This is a genomic window from Mycobacterium angelicum (assembly GCF_002086155.1).
Classification (GTDB): domain Bacteria; phylum Actinomycetota; class Actinomycetes; order Mycobacteriales; family Mycobacteriaceae; genus Mycobacterium; species Mycobacterium angelicum.
This window is the reverse complement of the sequence record NZ_MVHE01000003.1, coordinates 42,274-62,630: the sequence shown is the minus strand read 5'-3', so window position 1 is coordinate 62,630 and position 20,357 is coordinate 42,274. Positions and strand designations below refer to the sequence as shown.

The 20,357-nt window shown below is 66.3% G+C and carries 21 protein-coding genes; 17 read left to right on the top strand and 4 right to left on the bottom strand.

All coding sequences use genetic code 11. From position 1 onward, the window contains the following. Window positions 1-6 precede the first annotated feature (6 nt). Window positions 7-1,122: an alanine dehydrogenase gene (ald, locus tag BST12_RS03015; RefSeq protein ID WP_083111531.1), complete on the bottom strand. Its 1,116-nt coding sequence runs from the start codon at window positions 1,120-1,122 to the stop codon at window positions 7-9. Window positions 1,123-1,190: 68 nt separating this feature from the next. Here ald and aldR point away from each other — a divergent pair, with 68 nt between their 5' ends. The 5 genes from aldR (at window position 1,191) to BST12_RS02990 (ending at window position 6,031) form a co-directional block, all read left to right on the top strand. Continuing rightward, window positions 1,191-1,706, top strand: coding sequence for an HTH-type transcriptional regulator AldR (aldR, locus tag BST12_RS03010; protein ID WP_083111530.1), 516 nt, complete (start codon window positions 1,191-1,193; stop codon window positions 1,704-1,706). A gap of 20 nt (window positions 1,707-1,726) precedes the next feature. Next, the gene (locus BST12_RS03005; RefSeq protein ID WP_083111529.1) at window positions 1,727-2,188 is read left to right on the top strand and encodes an SRPBCC family protein; all 462 of its coding nucleotides are present in this window, start codon (window positions 1,727-1,729) and stop codon (window positions 2,186-2,188) included. A 107-nt stretch (window positions 2,189-2,295) separates the two neighbouring features. Continuing rightward, a complete protein-coding gene (locus tag BST12_RS03000) occupies window positions 2,296-3,204 on the top strand; it encodes a metal-dependent hydrolase (RefSeq protein ID WP_083111528.1) in 909 nt (302 codons plus the stop codon). Between the two features lie 3 nt (window positions 3,205-3,207). Next, the gene (locus tag BST12_RS02995; RefSeq protein ID WP_083111527.1) at window positions 3,208-4,944 is read left to right on the top strand and encodes an SDR family oxidoreductase; all 1,737 of its coding nucleotides are present in this window, start codon (window positions 3,208-3,210) and stop codon (window positions 4,942-4,944) included. A 10-nt stretch (window positions 4,945-4,954) separates the two neighbouring features. Continuing rightward, window positions 4,955-6,031, top strand: coding sequence for a PDR/VanB family oxidoreductase (locus tag BST12_RS02990; protein ID WP_083111526.1), 1,077 nt, complete (start codon window positions 4,955-4,957; stop codon window positions 6,029-6,031). Here BST12_RS02990 and BST12_RS02985 read toward each other — a convergent pair. Continuing rightward, a complete protein-coding gene (locus tag BST12_RS02985) occupies window positions 6,018-6,581 on the bottom strand; it encodes a GNAT family N-acetyltransferase (protein WP_211281196.1) in 564 nt (187 codons plus the stop codon). The genes BST12_RS02990 and BST12_RS02985 overlap by 14 nt on opposite strands. Before the next feature lie 78 nt (window positions 6,582-6,659). Between BST12_RS02985 and dapB the strand changes: the two genes are divergently transcribed. The 7 genes from dapB to BST12_RS02950 all read left to right on the top strand — a co-directional run bounded on the left by dapB (window position 6,660) and on the right by BST12_RS02950 (window position 15,261). Then, window positions 6,660-7,397: a 4-hydroxy-tetrahydrodipicolinate reductase gene (dapB, locus tag BST12_RS02980; RefSeq protein WP_083111692.1), complete on the top strand. Its 738-nt coding sequence runs from the start codon at window positions 6,660-6,662 to the stop codon at window positions 7,395-7,397. Beyond that, window positions 7,394-7,852: a hypothetical protein gene (locus tag BST12_RS02975; protein WP_083111525.1), complete on the top strand. Its 459-nt coding sequence runs from the start codon at window positions 7,394-7,396 to the stop codon at window positions 7,850-7,852. The genes dapB and BST12_RS02975 overlap by 4 nt, the downstream gene beginning before the upstream one ends. Beyond that, the gene (locus BST12_RS02970) at window positions 7,849-8,313 is read left to right on the top strand and encodes a flavodoxin family protein (RefSeq protein WP_083111524.1); all 465 of its coding nucleotides are present in this window, start codon (window positions 7,849-7,851) and stop codon (window positions 8,311-8,313) included. The genes BST12_RS02975 and BST12_RS02970 overlap by 4 nt, the downstream gene beginning before the upstream one ends. A gap of 4 nt (window positions 8,314-8,317) precedes the next feature. After that, window positions 8,318-9,850, top strand: coding sequence for a class I adenylate-forming enzyme family protein (locus tag BST12_RS02965; protein ID WP_083111523.1), 1,533 nt, complete (start codon window positions 8,318-8,320; stop codon window positions 9,848-9,850). Window positions 9,851-10,079: 229 nt separating this feature from the next. Further along, on the top strand, window positions 10,080-10,886 hold the full coding sequence (locus BST12_RS02960; RefSeq protein ID WP_083111522.1) for a PPE family protein, SVP subgroup: 807 nt from the start codon (window positions 10,080-10,082) through the stop codon (window positions 10,884-10,886). Between the two features lie 21 nt (window positions 10,887-10,907). Next, a complete protein-coding gene (locus BST12_RS02955; protein ID WP_083111521.1) occupies window positions 10,908-12,071 on the top strand; it encodes a PPE family protein in 1,164 nt (387 codons plus the stop codon). Between the two features lie 10 nt (window positions 12,072-12,081). Then, complete coding sequence (locus tag BST12_RS02950; RefSeq protein ID WP_083111520.1) at window positions 12,082-15,261, top strand: carboxyl transferase domain-containing protein; 3,180 nt, start codon at window positions 12,082-12,084, stop codon at window positions 15,259-15,261. Window positions 15,262-15,266: 5 nt separating this feature from the next. Here BST12_RS02950 and BST12_RS02945 read toward each other — a convergent pair whose 3' ends face one another. After that, the gene (locus BST12_RS02945) at window positions 15,267-15,605 is read right to left on the bottom strand and encodes a PE-PGRS family protein (RefSeq protein ID WP_083111519.1); all 339 of its coding nucleotides are present in this window, start codon (window positions 15,603-15,605) and stop codon (window positions 15,267-15,269) included. A gap of 79 nt (window positions 15,606-15,684) precedes the next feature. On the opposite strand from BST12_RS02945, the gene BST12_RS02940 reads away from it, so the two are divergent. From BST12_RS02940 to vapC, 5 genes are all read left to right on the top strand, one after another. Next, window positions 15,685-16,452, top strand: coding sequence for an SDR family oxidoreductase (locus BST12_RS02940; RefSeq protein WP_083111518.1), 768 nt, complete (start codon window positions 15,685-15,687; stop codon window positions 16,450-16,452). Continuing rightward, window positions 16,449-17,633, top strand: a complete 1,185-nt coding sequence (locus BST12_RS02935; RefSeq protein ID WP_083111517.1) for an acyl-CoA dehydrogenase family protein — start codon at window positions 16,449-16,451, stop codon at window positions 17,631-17,633. Before BST12_RS02940 ends, BST12_RS02935 begins: the two co-directional genes overlap by 4 nt. Beyond that, entirely contained in the window at window positions 17,630-18,724 is a 1,095-nt protein-coding gene (locus BST12_RS02930; RefSeq protein ID WP_083111516.1) for an acyl-CoA dehydrogenase family protein, read from the top strand. Before BST12_RS02935 ends, BST12_RS02930 begins: the two co-directional genes overlap by 4 nt. Window positions 18,725-18,803: 79 nt before the next feature. Next, window positions 18,804-19,031 carry a type II toxin-antitoxin system VapB family antitoxin gene (locus BST12_RS02925; RefSeq protein WP_083111691.1) on the top strand — a complete coding sequence of 76 codons (228 nt, stop codon included), beginning with the start codon at window positions 18,804-18,806 and terminating at the stop codon, window positions 19,029-19,031. Next, window positions 19,032-19,430, top strand: a complete 399-nt coding sequence (vapC, locus tag BST12_RS02920; protein ID WP_083111515.1) for a type II toxin-antitoxin system VapC family toxin — start codon at window positions 19,032-19,034, stop codon at window positions 19,428-19,430. Between the two features lie 151 nt (window positions 19,431-19,581). Here vapC and BST12_RS02915 read toward each other — a convergent pair whose 3' ends face one another. Continuing rightward, window positions 19,582-20,331, bottom strand: coding sequence for a dienelactone hydrolase family protein (locus BST12_RS02915; RefSeq protein ID WP_083111514.1), 750 nt, complete (start codon window positions 20,329-20,331; stop codon window positions 19,582-19,584). Between the last annotated feature and the right edge of the window lie 26 nt (window positions 20,332-20,357).

Sequence of the window (20,357 nt, the reverse complement as noted above, 5' to 3'; positions counted from 1 at the left end):
CGGCGGTTAAGCCAGTACGCTTTCCGGTTCGGTGAACGGCATACCCAGGTCGGCGGCCACCTGCTCGGACAGCAGTGCGCCGTCGTGCGTCGAAAGACCTTTGGCCAGAGCATGATCCGATCGGCAGGCCGCCTGCCAGCCCTGATCCGCGAGCTTGAGCACATACGGCATGGTCGCGTTGGTGAGGGCGAAGGTCGACGTCTTGGGCGTTGCGCTCGGCATGTTCGCCACGCAATAAAACAGTGTGTCGTGCACGGGGAACGTCGGGTCATCATGGGTGGTGGGCCGCGAATCTTCGAAACAGCCACCCTGGTCGATGGCGATGTCCACCAGCACCGCTCCGGATTTCATGTGTGCGACAAGCGAATTCGATATCAGCTTGGGCGCCCTGGCGCCGGGCAGCAGAACAGCTCCGATCACCAGGTCGGCGCGCTTGACGGCGTCCTCGAGTTCGTAGGGCAGCGAATAGCGGGTACGGATGCCGACGCCGAATTCGGCGTCGAGTGCCCGAAGCGTGACGAGGTTGACGTCGAAAACGGTGACCGCAGCACCCATGCCGCTGGCGATCCGTGCGGCGTTGTGGCCCGCGCTGCCGCCGCCGATCACCACGACGTCAGCGGGCTCCACTCCGGGGACGCCCCCCATCAGCACGCCGCGCCCGCCGTGTGTGCGCATCAGGTGATAGGCGCCGACCTGAGCGGACAGCCGCCCGGCCACTTCGCTCATCGGGGCCAGCAACGGTAATGCGCCGTCGGGCGTCTGAACGGTCTCGTAGGCGATCGAGGTGGTGCCGGAAGCCAGCAGCGCATCGGTGCACGGTCGCGATGCGGCCAGATGAAGGTAGGTGAACAGGGTTTGGCCACGGCGCAGCCGGTCATACTCGACCGGCATCGGCTCTTTGACCTTGAGCAGCAGATCGGCTTCTGCCCACACCTGCTCGGCGGTGGTAATCAATTGGGCGCCTGCCGCTTTGAAATCTGAGTCGGTTATGGCGGACCCGTCGCCGGCGCCGGACTGGATCAGTACTTCGTGGCCGCGATGGGTTAACGCGGCCACGCCGGCGGGGGTGATGGCCACCCGGAATTCGTTGTTCTTGGTCTCGGTAGGAATGCCGATGCGCATAGCCCTCAGTGTGAAGAAAGTTCAGCTACAACACAATCTATACGACGGAAATTCTGTATCGTGGCGCAATGGCTGATGATTCACCGAGGCGAGATGAATATTCCCGCGACCTACCGAAGGATGTTCGGCCGGCCGATCTTGACGACGTGGATCGCGCCATTCTGAGCGCGCTGCACGGTGACGCCCGAATCACCAACAACGCGCTCGCCGAGGCGGTGGGGATTGCGCCGTCAACCTGTCATGGCCGGTTCAAGCGCTTGGTGGACCTGGGCGTGATCCGCGGCTTCTACACCGACATCGATCCGGTCGCAGTGGGGTTGCCGCTGCAAGCCATGATCGCGGTGACTCTGCAGTCGCACGCGCGCGGGAAGATCCGCAGCTTCATCCAGCAGATCCGGCGCAGACGTCAGGTGATGGACGTCTATTTCCTGGCCGGCGCCGACGATTTCATCCTGCATGTCGCGGCCCGCGACACCGACGACTTGCGCGCGTTCGTGGTCGAGAACCTCAACGCCGACGCCGATGTAGCGGGCACCCAGACGTCGCTGATTTTCGAGCATCTGCGGGGGGCCGCCCCGATCTGAGGGCTGGTTATGATCAGCCAATGACTGATCCTTCGGCAACGGAAACCGTGCAGATCGACGCCAGTCCGGACGAGGTGTATGGACTGATCACCGACTTACCGACGTTGGCCACGCTGGCCGAGGAAGCGGTGGCGATGGAGTGGCGCAAGGGCGGCGGCGTTGCCCAGGGCGCCGTCTTCGTCGGACACAACGAAAACAACGGCAAGCGCTGGACCACCAAGTGCACCGTCACCGACGCCGATCCGGGCCGCATGTTCGCATTCGATGTCAGCCACACCCTGCTGCCGATCGCGCGCTGGCAATACGACATCGTCGCGGCCGACGGCGGCTGCCGGGTCACGGAGAGCACCTGGGATCGGCGGCCCGGGTGGTTCCGCAAAATCGCGGGCAAGGCCACCGGTGTGTCCGATCGGGCCGCCGCCAATGCCGAGCACATCCGGCTCACTCTGCAGCGGCTCAAGCAACGCGCTGAAGAAACGTAGTACCGCGGGTACCGCATATCCGGGCGACTTCAGTAGACTTGCCAAGATCTGATGTCGGGCGAGGCGACATCACGGGCGCTTGAGACGCCGAGGCAAGGGGGCCTGACATGAGCACTGTCGACGACCGCGCGGTGGGACCGCATTCGTGCGCGACCGATCACGAGCGTCTCGTGCTCGAGGCGCGAGACGTCGAATTCGACTGGGCGCATCTGCCTTTCCACTACGTGCCTGACGAGCCATTGGCCACCCATGTCCTCAACGTCTTGCACCTGCTGTTGCCGGCCGGCGAGGAGTTCTTCGTCGAAGTGTTCAAGAAGACGTTGCCGCTGATCAAAGACGATCAGCTGCGGCTGGACGTGCAGGGCTTCATCGGCCAGGAGGCCATGCATTCCCAGGCGCATTCCGGGGTGCTCGATCACTTCGCCGCGCAGGATGTCGATCTGACACCATTCACCGATCAGGTCAGGTGGCTGTTCAACAAGCTGTTGGGGGAGCGGCCGCGCCGCAGCGCGCGGCGCCGGCACAGCTGGTTGCTGGAGCAGGTTTCGTTCATCGCGGCCATCGAGCACTACACCGCCGTGCTGGGCGAATGGATCCTGAACTCCCCAGAACTCGATGCCGTGGGCACCGACCCCGTGATGCTGGACATGTTGCGCTGGCACGGAGCAGAAGAAGTCGAGCACAAGGCGGTGGCCTTCGACACCATGAAGCATTTGCGGGCAGGGTACTGGCGTCAGGTGCGCACTCAATTGGCCGTCTCTCCGGTGATGTTGCTGTTGTGGATCCGCGGAGTGCGGTTCATGTACTCGGTGGACCCCTATCTGCCGCCGGGAACCAAGCCGCGCTGGCGGGATTACTTCAGCGCCGCGCGCCGGGGATTGGTTCCCGGGCCGATTCGGCTGGCACGGGTCGTCGGCGACTACTACAAACCGGGCTTCCACCCCTCGCAGCTGGGCGGACTGGCGCTGGCCGTCGACTACCTGGCCGTCTCGCCGGCCGCGCGGGCGTCGCACTGACCCATGGCTATCACTTCATCGACACTTACCGCGTCCGACGGTGTCACCCTAGCGGTGCATCGGTACAACGAAGTCGACCCGCAACGTCCAACCGTCCTGGCCATCCACGGCTGGCCCGATAACCACCAGGTGTGGGACGGCGTGGCCCAGTATCTTATCGAGCGCTACAACGTGGTGGCCTACGATGTGCGTGGTGCCGGCCAATCATCTTGTCCGCCAAGCCGTTCGGGCTACCGGCTGCCCCAGCTGGTCGCCGATGTCGATGCGGTGATCGACAGCTTGGGTGTCTCGCAGGTGCACCTGCTTGGGCACGACTGGGGCTCGATTCAGGGATGGGCGGCAGTCACCGACGATTCGGTGAGTTCCAAGATCGCCTCCTTCACCTCGATCTCTGGGCCGCACTTGCAGTACGCGGGCAGGTTCGTGCGGTCGGCGCGCAGCCCACGCACCTTCGCCGATACCGCCAAACAGCTTGTGGCGTCCAGCTATATCGGTTTCTTCCTGTGCCCCGGCGTACCCGAGGTCGCGTTTCGCTCGAGGGTGGCGGTGCAAGTCGTCAAGGCGGTCGAGCGGATCGGCCGCTCGAGTACCCGCAGCCAACACCTCTCGCCGCCGCGCTCGATCGGCGACTACGTCAACGCGCTCAACCTCTATCGCGCGAACATGCCCGGCCCGTTGCTGTCGCCCGGGCCGGTGCTGCCGGAGACGAACGTCGCTGTACAAGTGCTGGTGCCGCGTGCGGACTATTTCGTATCGGCGGCTCTGCAGCGGTTCACCGGCTCGATTCCGCGCAACGGGCGCGTCCTGTCGATCGAAGGCGGGCACTGGGTGGTGACGTCGAGGCCCGACGTCGTTGCCCGGCTGACTTCCGAATGGGTGGATGGGGCTGGCGGTTCGGTTGCCCGCGGCGGCCCGCGCGCGGTGCGCGGCAAGTTGGCACTGGTCACCGGGGCGGGCGCCGGCATCGGCCGGGCCACCGCGGTGGAACTGGCCAACCAGGGGGCGGCCAAGGTGGTGATCGTCGATCGCGACGTCGACGCGGCCAACGAGACCGCCGATGCGGTTCGCGCGGCATGTGCCGAGGCGGCCGTCTACCAGGTCGACGTGAGCGACGAAGCGGCGATGAATGATCTTGCCGCACAAGTGCTTAAAGAACACGGCGTGGTCGACATCCTGGTGAACAACGCCGGAATCGCGGTGGCGGGCCGGTTCTTGGAGACGACGTCGCAGCACTGGGACGACATCATCGCGATCAATGTCCGAGGTGTCATCAGCGGCAGCCGGGCGTTCGCCGCCCAGATGGTGGAGCGTGGTGAGGGCGGCACGATCATCAACGTGTCCTCGGGCGCTGCCTTCATGCCGTCGAAATCCATGGTCGCCTACAGCACCACCAAGGCCGCGGTGCTGGCATTCAGTGAATCGTTGCGCGCCGACCTCGCCGACGAGGGCATCACGGTCACCGCGGTGTGCCCGGGCTTCGTCAACACCAACATCGCCAAGAGCACCGTCTACGCCGGCCTGACGGCCGAACAGCAGGAACGTGCCCGGCAGAAGGCCGACACCGCCTACCGGCGCCGTAATTTCACGCCCGAAGCCACCGCCAAGGCGATCGTCAAGGCGGTCAAAAAGGGTCCGCCCGTCCTGCCGGTTGCCGCCGAATCCAGGATCGGATACGCATTGCGGCGGATCAGCCCGTCGGCGCTGCGATTGGCCGCACGCTTCGACATTCGGCAGATGTAGGAACCACGCTGTGCCGGAGAGCATTTGGACGAGTAGGCCTGCGGACCTGTATGGCCGGCGGCAGCGGGACCGCTTCGCCACCGCGCTGTGGGGCGTTCGCGCGATGTTCGGCGGCTTCGCCTCGGCATCGCGGTGGAAGCCGTCACGGGTAACGCCGGTGCGACGGACGCACCCGGCGGTGGTCACCAAACGCGAGCTGGTGGCCCCCGACGTGGTGGCGCTGACCCTGGCCGATCCCGACGGCGGGCTACTCCCGTCCTGGACCCCCGGCGGGCATATCGACGTCCAGCTGCCCTCGGGCCGGCGGCGCCAGTATTCGCTGTGCGGTCCGCCTGGGCGGCGCACCGACTACCGCATCGCGATCCGCCGTATCGCCGACGGCGGCGGCGGGTCGATCGAGATGCACGACGCTTACCGGGTGGGCGACACATTGGTGTTCGAAGGTCCGCGCAACGCGTTCTATCTGGGCACAGCCGAGCGCGATGTGCTGTTCGTGATCGGCGGTATCGGCGTGACCCCGGTGCTGCCGATGATGCAGCTGGCTGCCCAGCGCGGAATGGATTGGCGCGCAATCTATGCCGGCCGAAGCCGGCAATACATGCCGTTTCTGGATGAAGTGGTCGCGCTGGCGCCCGACCGCGTCACCGTGTGGGCCGACGACGAGCACGGCCGCTTCGCCGGGGTTGACGAGCTGCTGGCCGGAGCCGGTGCGACGACTGCGGTATACGTGTGCGGGCCGACCGCCATGCTGGAGGCGGTCCGGGTGGCCCGTGACGAACATGCTTCTGCGCCGCTGCATTACGAGCGGTTCAGCCCACCGCCGGTGATCGACGGAAGCGCTTTTGAGTTGGAACTCGCGCGGTCGGGGCAGGTGCTGGGGGTGCCATCGAATCGTTCGGCACTCGCGGTGATGCTCGATCGCGACGCCACCACCGCATACTCCTGCCAGCAGGGATTCTGCGGAACGTGCAAGGTGAAAGTGCTTGCCGGACAGGTCGATCGCCGGGGGCGCGCCGCCGAGGGTGACGACGAGATGCTGGTCTGCGTGTCACGGGCCAACGGTGACCGGGTGGTCATCGACGCCTGAGCCGGTAGCCCACGTGCGGCACGCTCACACCGGGCAGTGGCCTCCAGTCGAAAGATCTGCCGTCAAGTTCGAAGTTCTTCTTTTCATAGAAGCGGCGTGCCTTTTCGTTTTTGTTCGCGGCCCACAGGATCACGTCCTCGGTGGGATCGGCGTGCAGGGCTTTGTTGAGCAGGCGGCCGCCGATGCCGCGGCGTTGGTCGTTCTCCATGACGTAGAGCGCGTCGATATGAAGGTCGCGTGGGTTTGTCAGGTCGGGTCCATACATGGCCATACCGATAACCTGGCCGCCGGACTCGGCAAGCCACATGATCCAGCCGCGGCGGCTCAGCGTCTGTGGGTACAACTGCGCCGCCCAGTGTTGTGGTGGCGCGAGCATATTGAGTTCGTAATCCGAGAGCATGCCGCTCCACGACTGCCGCCACACCGGATAGTGCATGGCCGCGACCTTCGCGAAGTCGGCCGGCTTGGCCTGGCGGATCTTGATGTCGCGCGATTTCACATCAGCAAGCCTAAGGCTCGAGGGTGTCCACACAGCGGCTTCCGAACGCATATTCGAACTGCATTGCCCGCCGCGACCGGTTACCCCGTCCAGGGACGCGCCAAGATGCGCGGCAGTAGGCTGGCAGCCATGCGGGTAGGCGTGCTGGGCGCTAAAGGCAAAGTCGGAGCGACGATCGTGGCGGCAGTGCAGGCCGCCGAGGATCTGACCCTGTCCGCCGAGGTGGACGCCGGTGATCCGCTGAATCTGCTCACCGACGGCAATACCGAGGTCGTCATCGACTTCACCCACCCGGACGTGGTGATGGGCAACCTGGAGTTCTTGATAGACAACGGAATTCACGCCGTCGTCGGTACTACCGGCTTCACCGCCGACCGCATCGAGAAGGTGCAGTCTTGGGTCGCCGAGAGACCGGAGACCTCCGTGTTGATCGCGCCTAACTTTGCGATCGGCGCGGTGCTCTGTATGCATTTCGCCAAGCAGGCCGCGCCGTTCTTCGACTCCGCAGAAGTGATCGAGTTGCACCATCCGCACAAGGCCGACGCCCCGTCCGGAACTGCGACCCGCACCGCGCAACTCATCGCCGAAGCGCGAAAAGACCTGCCGCCCAACCCCGATGCCACCAGCACCAGCCTTCCTGGCGCACGCGGCGCCGACGTCGACGGGATACCCGTGCATGCGGTCCGGCTGGCCGGACTGGTCGCACACCAGGAGGTGCTGTTCGGCACCCAAGGGGAGACGCTGACCATCCGCCACGACAGCATCGACCGGACATCGTTTGTGCCCGGCGTGCTGTTGGCAGTTCGCCGCGTCAAAGAACGCCCCGGCCTGACCGTAGGGCTGGAGCCGTTGCTCAACTTGCAATGACGGCTACCGTACGCGTCCAGCTGCTGATCGCATTCATGTGCGTGGCAATGCTGGCGTACTTCGTCATGCTCGGTCGCCTTGCCGTCGCAATGATCGCCTCCGACCGGCCGGCCGCGGTGGGACTGGGCCTGGCCGTGCTGATCATGCCCATGCTGGGCCTGTGGGCCATGATCTCCACGCTGCGAGCCGGATTCGCGCACCAGAAGCTGGCTCGCCTGATCGCGCAAGACGGAATGGAACTCGACACCACGGCGCTGCCGCGGCGGGCGTCGGGCCGCATCGAGCGAGACGCGGCCGACGCCCTGTTCGATACGGTGCGCACCGAACTGGAAGACGACCCGGATAACTGGCGGCGCTGGTACAGATTGGCGCGCGCCTATGACTACGCGGGGGATCGGCGGCGCGCCCGCGAGGCGATGAAGGCGGCCGTGCAACTGCAGGCGCAGGCCCAATGAGTAACCCGCGTAAGACGCTGCTCATCGTGCACCACACCCCCTCGCCGGCCACCCGCGAGCTCTTAGAAGCGGTGCTCGCCGGCGCCAAGGACCCCGAGATTCAGAACGTCGACGTCCTGGCCCGGCCCGCGCTGGCCGCCACCCTGCCCGACATGCTGGATGCCGACGGCTATTTGTTCGGCACCACAGCCAATTTCGGCTACATGTCGGGTGCGCTCAAACACTTCTTCGACACCGTCTACTACCCGAGCCTTGACCACGTCGCCGGCCGTCCCTACGGTCTGTGGGTGCACGGAAACAACGACACCGTCGGCGCCGCCGCGGCGGTCGGCAAGCTGGCGACCGGACTGGCGCTCAGCCAAGCCGCCGACGTGCTCGAGATCGTCGGTGCAATAGACGCCGCCACCCGCGAGAAGGCCTACGAGCTTGGCGGCACGCTGGCCGCGACGCTGATGGAGTGACGAAATGTCTCAGGTGAACCTGATTCCGCGTGATCGCAATCCTTTCCCGCAGACGGGAGTTTCCCGCTACCCCAACGGAATTCCGCATTACGAGGGACTACCAGAGACGCTGCTCGACATGCTTGCCGAGCATGTCGAAGCGCGCCCCAACAACGAGGCGGTGGCCGAGCTCGGTGCAGACCGCTTGACGTACCGCCAGCTCTGGGACCGGGCGTCGCGGGTTGCTGGTGGTCTGCGCGCGGCTGGTCTGAAGCCGGGGGAGCGTGTCGCGCTGCGCTATCCCGCGGGAATCGACTGGGTGCTCGCATTCTGGGGCACGGTGATGGCGGGCGGCGTTGCGGTGGCGGTCAATACGCGATCGGCGCAGCCGGAGGTCGAGTTCGTGCTGTCGGATGCCGGGGTACAGGTCGATCTGGCCGCCGGCACGCCGCTGCCCGACGGGAAGCCATACGTGGCTGAAGGGCTTGGCCGCCAAGACATTGCCGCGATGTTCTACACCTCCGGGACCACCGGTCACCCCAAGGGCGTACCGACCACTCACGAGGCATTCGTCACCAACACCGAGAACATGCTGCGCTGCTTCGGGCAAGACGACGCTCCAGGCGAGGATTTGCGCACCCTGATTTCGGTGCCGCTGTTTCATGTAACCGGTTGCAATTCGCAGCTTTTGAGCGCTGTGCGCACCGGGGGAACGGCGGTGATCATGCCCGCACTCAACCTCGACCAGGTAATTGCGACACTGGCGGCCGAGCAGATCTCGTTCATGGTGACCGTGCCCGCCGTGTACTCATTGTTGACGCGGCACAAGGCATTTGCCGAAGCCGATGTTTCCGCCGTGCGCTGGGTCGGCTACGGTGGTGCGCCGATTGCCCCATCGCTGGTCAAGACCCTGCAGGACGTGTTTCCGCAAGCCACCGTCTCCAACGGGTACGGCATGACCGAATCGGCGTCGCTAATGACCGTGCTACCCGCCGAGGACGCCGTCGAGCACGCCGACTCGGTGGGTTACGCGGTCCCTTCGGTGGATATCGGTGTGGTTTCGTTCGGGGACGATTCCAACGTGGGTGAGTTGGTGGTACGCGGTGCCAACATTACTGGCGGCTACTGGAATCGGCCCGAAGCCAACAAGGCCACATTTGTGGATGGGTGGCTGCACACCGGCGACGTCGTCCGGGTCGACGATGCGGGCCGTGTGCACATCATCGATAGGCTCAAGGACATCATCAACCGGGGTGGCGAAAACGTCTCCAGCGTGGAGGTCGAAGCCGCGCTGCTCTCGGCCCCGCATGTCGCCGATGCCTGCGTGCTGGCGGTGCCCGACGAAGTCATGGGGGAGAAGGTCGGCGCCGTGCTGTTCGGCGGCGAAGACGAGATCGATGTGGCCGCGGTGCTCGACCATTGCCGCAGCCAGCTCGCCGACTTCAAGGTTCCGCAATATGTCACGGTGGTGACCGAGGCGCTGCCGCGCAATGCCGGCGGCAAACTGCTCAAAGGCACACTTCGCAAACAGGTGCAATGGGGCCCACCGCTGCGCTAACCCGAATGCGGTTCATTTCTCTGCGGCGAATAGCCGCAAATGACACGCTCGACGAGACAGCGTTAAGACTGCCGGCACCAGCGTAAACAAGCCGTAAAAACTCAGCTTTTGCGGCTTCCGATCAGGACCGCGGGGGTGGGGATCGCTAGCCTTATCTCACCACACAGCCTCTGCACAGCTAATAAGCAGATATCGACCAGCAAATACACAGGAATCCGAGGAGCGGGATATGTCATTCCTGAGCACACAGCCGGAAGAGTTGGCCGCTGCGGCGGGCAAACTGGATACCGTCGGCGCCGCGATGGACGCCCAGAACGTGGCCGCGGCCGCCCCGACGACCGGCGTCATACCCGCGGCAGCCGATGAGGTGTCGGCGCTGCAGGCGTCGCTATTCACCGCCTACGGCAGCCTCTACCAGCAGGTCAGTGCCGAAGCGGCGGCCGCCTATCAGATGTTCGTCAACACCCTGCAGATCAGCGCCGGCACCTATGCCGACACTGAGGCCGCCAACTCGGCGGCGGCCGCTTCGCCCTTCTCGACGATCACCAGCCTGCTCGGCGCCGCACCCAACCCGGTACCCCCGTGGATCTCAGACCTGGCCAACATCGTGAACATCGGGGTCGGGAACTGGGCGTCTGCCGCATCGGATCTGATCGGGCTGGCCAGCGGCGGTCTTCTGCCCGCCGTTGAGCAGACCGAAATCGCCGATGCGGCCGCCGACGCTGCCGCAGGCGGCTTGGCGGCCACAGCGCTGGAACCCGCTGCGGCGGCTGGCCTGGGTGCGGCTCCGCTGGCGGCCGCATCCTCAATCGGTGCTTTGTCGGTGCCGCCGAGCTGGGCCGGACCCGCCACGCTGGTCTCGAGTGTCACCTCATTGCAAGGTGCGGGCTGGACCGCAGCCGCGACGCAAGCCGTACCCGTGACAGCGATTCCGGGATTACCCGGATTGGCCTCGGCAACGCGCAACAGCGCCGGCTTCGGGGCGCCGCGCTACGGAGCCAAGCCCATCGTCATGCCGAAGCCGGCCGTCGGTTAGCCCGAAAAGAAGGAGATAGCAATGGATTTCGCAGCCTTGCCCCCGGAAATCAACTCCGTGCGCATGTACTCCGGCGCGGGCGCGGCGCCCATGATGGCCGCCGCGGCGGCGTGGAACACCCTGGCCGTCGAGTTGGGTACCACCGCGACCGCCTTTGAGTCCGTCATCACGCAGCTGGCCACCGAGCAGTGGGCGGGTCCCGCGTCGCTGTCGATGGCCGCCGCGGCCCAGCCCTATCTGGCCTGGCTGACTTACACCGCCGAATGCGCCCAGCATGCCGGCTCCCAAGCCACGGCATCGGCAGCCGCCTTCGAGACGGCGTTCGCCATGACGGTGCCGCCGGCGCAGGTCGGGGCCAACCGGGCCTTGCTGGCCGCGCTCGTTGCCACCAACGTGCTGGGCCAGAACACCGCGGCCATCATGGCGACCGAGGCTCAGTACGCCGAAATGTGGGCACAGGACGCTCTGGCCATGTACGGCTACGCGGCTTCCTCGGGAGCGGCCGGGGTGCTCACCCCGTTGACCGCGCCGTCGCAGATGACGAATCCGGGTGGGCTGGCCGGTCAGGCGGCAGCGGTCGGCCAGGCCGCAGCGGCCGGCACCGTCTCACAAGTCGGGTTGGGCAACCTGATCACCAACCTGCAAGGCGCGGTGACGGGCCTGGCCACACCGGTCGCCTCGGCGGCGGCCAGCACAGGGCTGGGCGGAATCCTGCAAGACATCACCGACCTGCTCGGCGTCCCCTTCGTGCAGAACGCCATCAACGGCGCGGTCAACACCGCCGCCTGGTTCGTCATGGCCGGTATTTGCAATGCGGTGTTCCTGGGCCACACGGTCAACGCCCTGGGGCCTGCCGCTGAGGGCGCGATCGCTGCCGCTCCCGCCGCCGCGGCGGGAGCGGCCGGTTTGGCGCACAGCGTGACGCCGATGGCCGCGGGCATGGGTCAGGCCGCCGCGGTAGGTGGGTTGTCGGTGCCGGCCGGCTGGTCTTCGGCCGTTCCGGCGATGACCGTAGGTGCGTCGGTGGCCGACGGCAGCGGTTGGGCGATTCCGGAGGAGGGCGGGGCTATCGCGGGAATGCCCGGGATGCCGGGGATGGCCACGGCCGCCAAGGGAAGCGGCGCATACGCCGGGCCGCGCTACGGCTTCAAGCCCGTGGTGATGCCCAAGCAGGTCGTCGTCTAATCTAGCGGCTATGCGGCTGCTGGTCGCCAACCGTGGCGAGATCGCCCTTCGAATCATCCGCACGGCAACCGAATTGGACGTCCAAACGGTCGCCGTCTACGCCGAGGACGATGCCGACAGCCCCCACGTGCACGCCGCGGACGAAGCGGTCTCGGTAGCTGCATATCTGGACCATGGCGCGATCCTGGCCGCGGCGAAAAGCTCGGGGTCCGAACTGATCCATCCGGGTTACGGATTTCTCAGCGAGAACGCCGAATTCGCCCGTGCCTGCGCGGGCGCCGGTTACACATTCGTCGGTCCGCACGCCGACGTGCTCGAGTTGGTGGGGAACAAGTCCTCGGCACGCGGTGCCGCCATCGCGGCCGGCGTGCCAGTGCTTCCCGCGACCCAGGGCCCCAGCAGCGTTGCCGACGTCCGCGCCTTCTTCGCCGGGCAAGACGGCGCCATCATGATCAAAGCGCTGGCCGGTGGCGGCGGCCGGGGAATGCGCAAGGTGGACGACGCCGATCAGCTCGACAACGCCTACCGCCAGTGCGCCACCGAGGCCGAACTGGGTTTCGGAGATCCGGCGGTGTTCGCCGAAGCGCATCTCGGTGCCGCCAGGCACATCGAGGTGCAGATCGTCGGCGCACCCGTCGGACACCAGACGCGCGCGCTCGCACTCGGCGACCGCGACTGCAGCATCCAGCGGCGCTACCAGAAACTCGTCGAAATTGCTCCCGCTCAAGAACTTTCGGATGGCTTGCGGCACGGACTACATGAGGCCGCGGCCCGGCTGTGCGCTAGAGTGGGCCTGCACGGACTGGCTACCGTCGAGTTCCTGGTAGCCGGCGAAAAGTTCTTCTTCCTCGAAATCAATCCGCGAATCCAGGTCGAACACACGGTGACCGAGGAAGTCACCGGGGTGGATCTGGTGGCCCTGCAGCTGGCCATCGCTACGGGAGCTTCCTATTATCAGCTGGGCTTGCCGGCCGGAATCGCCTCTGACGGAAGCGAAGTCATCGGCGAACCCGCCGCCCGACGCGGTGTCGCGATACAAGCCCGGGTCAACACCGAGACGTACGCCCCCGACGGCTCCATCCTGCCCGCGACCGGCACCCTGACGGTGTTCTCACCGCCGAGTGGGCCCGGCGTGCGCGTCGACACCTACGGGCGGCCCGGACTGACGACGAGTCCGCGGTACGACTCGCTGCTGGCCAAGGTCATCACTCACGTGCACGGATCCTCGTTTCCCGCTGCGGTGCGCAAGGCGCGTACCGCGCTGGCCGAGTTCAGTATCGAGGGGATCGGCACGAATATCGGATTTCTGCGAGAGCTGTTGTCCGACAGCGAAGTCCAATCAGGTCCGGTGCCGACCAGCTTCCTCGACACCAAGCTTCCCGGGCTGGCGACGGCCGCGCTGGCGCACCAGCGTGATGTCCGGGTTGCCGCCGTCGAGCTCTATCCGGGCGAGGAGGCGCTGCGCGCACACCTGGCCGGAACCGTCGTGGAAATCGTGCCCGAAGGCAGCGAATTCGGCGCCGGTGCGCACCTGGTCGTGCTGGAAGCGATGAAAATGCAGCACGTGCTGGCCGCCCCCGGTGCGCTGCGTACCGTGCGCAGTCTCGTAGTGCCCGGCCAGGTTGTCGGCACGGGCGACCCGTTGCTGGTCTTCACCCGCACCGATGACCGCATTGATAGCGAAACATCGGCTGCCACAGTCGATTTGGATCGGTCGCGGGCCGACCTCGACGAGATCAGACGCCGGCATCTGGTTACGCTGGACGAGGGCCGACAAGCCGCGGTTGCCAAGCGGCACAGCCAAGGCCGACGCACCGCACGGGAGAACATCGCCGATCTGGTCGACGAGGGCAGCTTCGTCGAGTACGGCGCGCTGGTGATCGCCGCTCAGCGCAGCCGGCGTTCGGAAGAAGACCTGATCGCCAATACCCCGGCCGACGGGTTGGTCGCCGGCGTGGCCACCATCGGCGGGGCCGAAGCCGTCGTGGTGTCCTATGACTACACCGTGCTGGCCGGAACGCAGGGGATGCGTAACCACGCCAAGACCGACCGCGTGTTCGACGTAGCCGTCCGAAAGCGGTTACCGGTGGTGCTTTTCGCCGAAGGCGGTGGCGGGCGACCCGGGGACACCGACGTCGGCGGTATGGCCGGGCTGGACGTGCCGACGTTCCGGATGCTGGCCGGCTTGAGCGGCCAGGTTCCGTTGGTCTGCGTCGTCTCCGGGTACTGCTTCGCCGGAAACGCCGCACTGGCGGGCGTCTGTGACGTGATCATCGCAACCCCGGACGCGAACATCGGAATGGGCGGCCCGGCGATGATTGAAGGCGGCGGCCTGGGCGTGTACTCGCCCAAGGCAATCGGACCCATTGAGGTGCAGCGGCACAACGGCGTGGTGAGCCTGGTCGCTCGCGACGAGGCGCATGCGGTGTCATTGGCCAAGCAGTATCTGTCCTACTTTCAGGGCAGCGTCGAGGACTGGGCGGCCCCGGATCCCCGGCTGGCCCGGCATGTGGTGCCGCAGAACCGGTTACGTGCCTACGACGTGCGCCGGGCCATCGAGTCGATCGTCGACATCGGTTCGGTGTTGGAGCTGCGCCCCGACTTCGGCGTGGGGGTCGTCACCGCGCTGGTACGTGTCGACGGCGTGGCATACGGGTTGATTGCCAATAGCAGCCATCACCTCGGCGGCGCGATCGACGCCGAGGCCGCCGACAAGGTCGCCGACTTCCTTGCGTTGTGCGAGTCATTCCGGTTGCCGGTGATCTCACTGTGCGACACGCCGGGATTCATGGTGGGTCCCGACGCGGAGAAGGACGCCGCGGTGCGCCGGTTCGGCCGGATGTTCATCGTCGGCGCACAGTTGACGGTGCCGCTCGGAATGATCATCCTGCGCAAGGGTTATGGCCTTGGCGCCATGGCCATGGCCGGCGGTTCGTTCCACGCGCCGCAGTTCACCGTCGCCTGGCCCACCGGGGAAATCGGTGGTATGGGCCTGGAAGGCGCTGTGCGGCTTGGCTTTAGCAAAGAACTAGCCGCGGCGGCCGAGGGGGCCGAACGCCAGGCGCTGTTCGATCGGTTGGTCGAGGCGGCCTACCAGCACGGCAAGGCGCTGCGCTCGGCTACCACCTTCGAACTCGACGACGTCATCGACCCGGCGGAGTCCCGGGCCTGGATCGCCAGGCTTGCTTGACGGTATTAACCGTGTCCGCTGCCGCAGCCGACGCCCGGTAGGCATCCGCTTCCGCCCGGCACGCCGCCCGGCCCACCGAACTGGCCACCTGACCCGCAGCCGACGCCCGGGACGCAGCCCTGGCCACCGGGGCCGCCGTTGGGACCGCCGTTGACGCCGCCGCCCCCGCAGTTGCCGTTGGGGTCGCAGCCCCCACCGCCCGGCCCGGGTGGGTCGTTCTTGGGGACGAAGTGACTAATGCCGGAGCCGGCCGGCGCCGGGCCGGTCGCTAAGACATCGGCGGTGGCAACGGGTGCCGCAGCAATCGCTGTAGCGACAGCCCCGGCCACGACCAGTGGTTTCATGAGGTTTAATCTCGCTAACATTCCAGTCGCATACCACGTGCCCACGTGTACAAAACCCGGGCACGAGAAATCGGGCGAAATGACCTCTATGGATCTGACCGGCCGCACCGCGATAGTCACCGGCGCCTCGAGGGGAATCGGGTTGTCGATAGGCCAGCGGCTGGCCGCAGCGGGCGCGAACGTCGTACTCACCGCACGCAAGCAAGAGGCCGCCGATGCGGCCGCGGCGCAGGTCGGCGATCGCGCCCTGGGTGTGGGCGCGCACGCGGTCGACGAGGATGCCGCGCGGCGCTGCGTCGACCTCGCCCTGGAGCGCTTCGGCAGCGTGGACATCCTGATCAACAACGCCGGGACCAACCCCGCTTACGGTCCACTGATCGACCAGGACCATGCCCGCTTCACCAAGATATTCGACGTCAATCTCTGGGCGCCCTTGCTGTGGACGTCGCTCGTCGTCAAATCGTGGATGGGCGAGCACGGCGGTTCGATAGTCAATACCGCCTCCATCGGCGGCATGCATCAGTCACCGGCCATGGGCATGTACAACGCCACCAAAGCCGCGCTGATTCACGTCACCAAGCAACTGGCGCTGGAACTTTCACCGCGCATCCGGGTGAACGCGATCTGTCCGGGCGTGGTGCGAACCAGGCTCGCCGAGGCGTTGTGGAAGGACCACGAGGATCCGCTGGCCAAGTCGATAGCTCTCGGGCGCATCGGTGAGCCGGCCGATGTGGCCGACGCGGTCGCCTTCCTGGTTTCCGACGCCGCGAGCTGGATCACCGGCGAGACCATGGTTATCGACGGCGGCCTTTTGCTTGGCCCGGCGCAGGGCTACCAGAGCACATGAATACCGAGGAAGACCTGCGGGCGCGGGTACAGACGCTGCTCGACGAGCATGACCCGGCGACCACCGACGCGCGGGACTTCCTCGGTGCGCGGTTCGATGCGGGCCTGGCCTGGGTGCATTTCCCGTCCGGTAACGGCGGGCTCGGCCTGCCGCACACGTATCAGGCGCAGGTCGAGGCCCAGCTTGCCGCGGCGGGTGCACCCCCGGCCGGCGGTGGCCGCAACATCATCGGCATCGGCATGGCCGCGCCGACGATCGCGACCTTCGGCACCGACGAACAGAAACGAAAGTTCTTGCGCCCGTTGTTCACCGGTGAACACCTGTACTGCCAGTTGTTCAGCGAGCCGGGCGCGGGTTCCGACCTGGCCGCGGCGGCAACGCGTGCGGTCCGCGACGGCGAGGACTGGGTGGTCAAAGGCCAGAAGGTATGGACGTCGATGGCCCAGCATGCGCAGATGGCCATCCTCGTCGCGCGCACCAACCCCGATGTGCCCAAACACGCTGGGCTGTCGTACTTTCTGTGCGACATGACCCAGCCGGGCATCGACATCCGGCCGCTGCGCCAGATCACCGGCGAGGCAGAGTTCAACGAGGTGTTCCTCACCGATGTACGGGTTCCTGACGCCAACCGGCTCGGCCCCGAAGGCGGCGGCTGGCGGGTGGCGACCACGACACTGAACAACGAGCGCGTCGCGATCGGTTCGCGCAGTGGCGTACCCCGCGAAGGCGGCCATATCAGCAAGATCACCGAGGCGTGGCGCAACGACCCCGCGTTGCGCAACCCGGCGATGCACGACGAGTTGATGCGGCTGTGGGTCGAGGCCGAAGTGGTGCGCCTGACCGGCGAGCGGTTGCGCCAGCAGGCCGCCAGCGGTCAACCCGGCCCTGAAGGCGCCGGTATGAAGGTGGCCTTTGCCCGTCTGGCGCAACAGATTTCGGGTTTCGATCTGGAATTGCACGCCGAAACCGGGTTGCACTACGACGATTGGACGCTGCGCAGGCCCGAGACCGTCGACCTGATCGGCCGCGAACCCGGCTATCGCTATCTGCGGGCCCGTGGCAACTCGATCGAAGGCGGCACCTCGGAAATCCTGCGCAACACCATCTCCGAGCGGATCCTGGGTCTGCCTGGCGAACACCGTGTCGACAAGACGGTGGCGTGGAAGGACTTGCCGCGATGACCGGGGACCTGCTCTATTCCGACACCGAGGAGGCGCTGCGCGATAGCGTCCGGCAGTTGCTCGCCGACCGTTGCCCGCCGGAGACGGTGGCCAAGGCGTACGACTCCGAGCCGCCGGACTTTTCGCCGCTCTGGCGAACCCTGGCCGCCGAGCTTGGAGTTGCGGGGCTATTGGTACCCGAGTCGCTGGGCGGGGCGGGCGCGAGTGCTCGTGAGGCGGCGGTCGTGATGGAGGAGATCGGGCGGGCCGTGGCGCCGGTGCCGTTTCTGACCAGCTCGGTGCTCGCCACGGTCGCGCTGTTGCGGGCCGGTGAAAGGGAGACCCTCTCGGAGCTGGCGCAGGGGAGTATCACCGCGGCGCTGGTGGTGCCGCTGTCGACGCCACCCGGTGCGGCGCTCCCCGGGGTGAGCAACGGAGCCGACGGTTTGACCGGTCTGGTGACCAGCGTGGCCGGTGCGGCCGAAGCCGACGTGCTGGTGGTGCCGGTCGCCGGAGCGGAAGGGCTCGAGCTGCATACTGTTTCGCGCAACGCGACGGGTGTCGAAGTATCGCCGCGGTTGTCCTTCGACATGACCAGACCCCTTGCGGACGTGCGTTTTTCGGGGGTGACGTCGTCAGGGGTCGGCTTGGGGGACGGTCCGGTCCAGGCGGCATTGGAGACGGGGGCGGCGCTGCTGGCCTCCGAGCAACTCGGTCTGGCGCAGTGGTGCTTCGACACGACGTTGGCATACGCCAAGGAGCGCAAACAGTTCGGCCGCGCGATCGGCTCGTACCAGGCGATCAAGCACCGGCTGGCGGACCTGTGGTTCGAGGTCAGTTCGGCCGCGGCCGCAGCCCGGTACGCGGCCGACACCTGTGCCCGGGAAGACGAGGATGCTGCCGTCGCCGCGGCGCTCGCGCAGGCCTACTGCAGCGGTGTCGCCGTACACGCCGCCGAGGAGTGCGTACAGCTGCACGGCGGTATCGGGATGACGTGGGAGTATCCCGCGCACCTCTATCTGAAGCGGGCCAAGAGCGACCAATTGGCCCTGGGTACGGCCTACCGGCACCGGTCCCGGCTGGCCGAGCTGGTCGATCTGCCCGTCAGCTAGTGGACTCCGGGCGATCTCGGCTTCTCGCTCGTTGATTCGTCGTCAAACCTGTATACACATAGTGGTGTACGGTGGTGGCATGTCGCGAACCAACATCGAGATCGACGATGAACTTGTGGCCGCGGCGCAGCGAATGTACCGACTGGATTCCAAGCGAAGCGCCGTCGACTTCGCCCTGCGCAGGCTGGTGGGTGAACCATTGGACCGCGACGCGGCGTTGGCCCTCCAGGGCAGCGGGTTCGACTTCACCAATGATCAGATCGAATCGTTTTCGGACGCGGGCATGGGACAAACAGACCAGTCTTAGATGATTGTCGACACTTCTGTCTGGATTGAATTCCTTTCCACTTCAGAGTCGTTCGCTAGCCGATGGCTGGCAGATCGGATTGCGGCCAACTCGGAGGTGATCGTTCCTGAGGTCGTGATGATGGAGTTGCTGATCGGTACCACCGACGAGTCGAAGGCAGCATTACGGAGACGACTCCTACAGCGGTTCACCATCGAGCCTCTCGCGCCTGTGCGCGACGCGGAAGATGCGGCCGCGATCCACCGGCGCTGTCGTCGCGGCGGTGACACCATACGCAGCCTGATCGATTGCCAGGTGGCTGCTGTGGCGCTGCGGATCGGGGTAACTGTGGCACATCGCGATCGTGACTACGAGGTGATCCGTACGCATTGCGGACTGCAAACCGAGCCATTGTTCTGACTTCGATAGGGTTTGTGCACATCAATACCGTTGCAGTGCAGTCGATCTGCGCTTCGTCGAAAGCGGCGGCCTGGTCGGGAGCAAGAATCGGCGAACACTTCGTCGGACTCAACGAGATGCCACGTTTCCGACTCCACATCCGGCGACGCGCCTAGCGCGGTAGCCCCGGCAGCGCCGCGCTGAAGGTTTCTGTCAGTGCCGCCCAGTGCCGTTCGGCGGCGGCTTCGTCGTACGGCGGGTTGTCCGGGACAGCGAAGCCATGGGCGGCGGGATACCACTCGATCCGGTGGTCCACCCCGGCCGCCGTCAAGGCCTGCTCGAGCTGTTCGGCATGGGCGCGGGTGAACGACTGATCGCTCTTGGCGCCGCCGATGTACACGGTGGCTGCCATCCGGTCGGCCAACAGGTGCGGGCTGTCGGCGTTGTCGGTAACGAGCCCGCCGCCGTGGAAGGATGCGGCCGCCGCGACGCGGTCGGGAAGACGGCCGGCCAGCAGGACCGATATTCGCCCGCCCATGCAATAGCCGCACACACCGAAGCGCTCGCCGCTGACCTCGGGGCGCGTGGCCAGATAGTCGAACAGCGCAGTGGCGTCGCGGGTAATGCGGTCCGGTGTCACGGTGCCGATCATGAACATGATCCGGGCGCGTTCCTTCGCGTCGCCGAACGCGGTCGCCATGTCGAACGGCGTCCAGTCGCCCTCGCGGTAGTACACGTCGGGAAGCAGCACCGCATACCCGAAGCCGGCCAGCTGGGCCGCCATCTGATCGAAGGTGTCGCGCACTCCGCCGGCATCGGGGAACATCACGACGCCGGGCCAGGGGCCGGTGCCCTCGGGAGTGAACAGTTTGACGGCGCATACCCCGTCGGAGGTGGTCACTTGGACGCTGATTTTCGGCATGGCACCCGTTCTACTCCGTAAGGCCG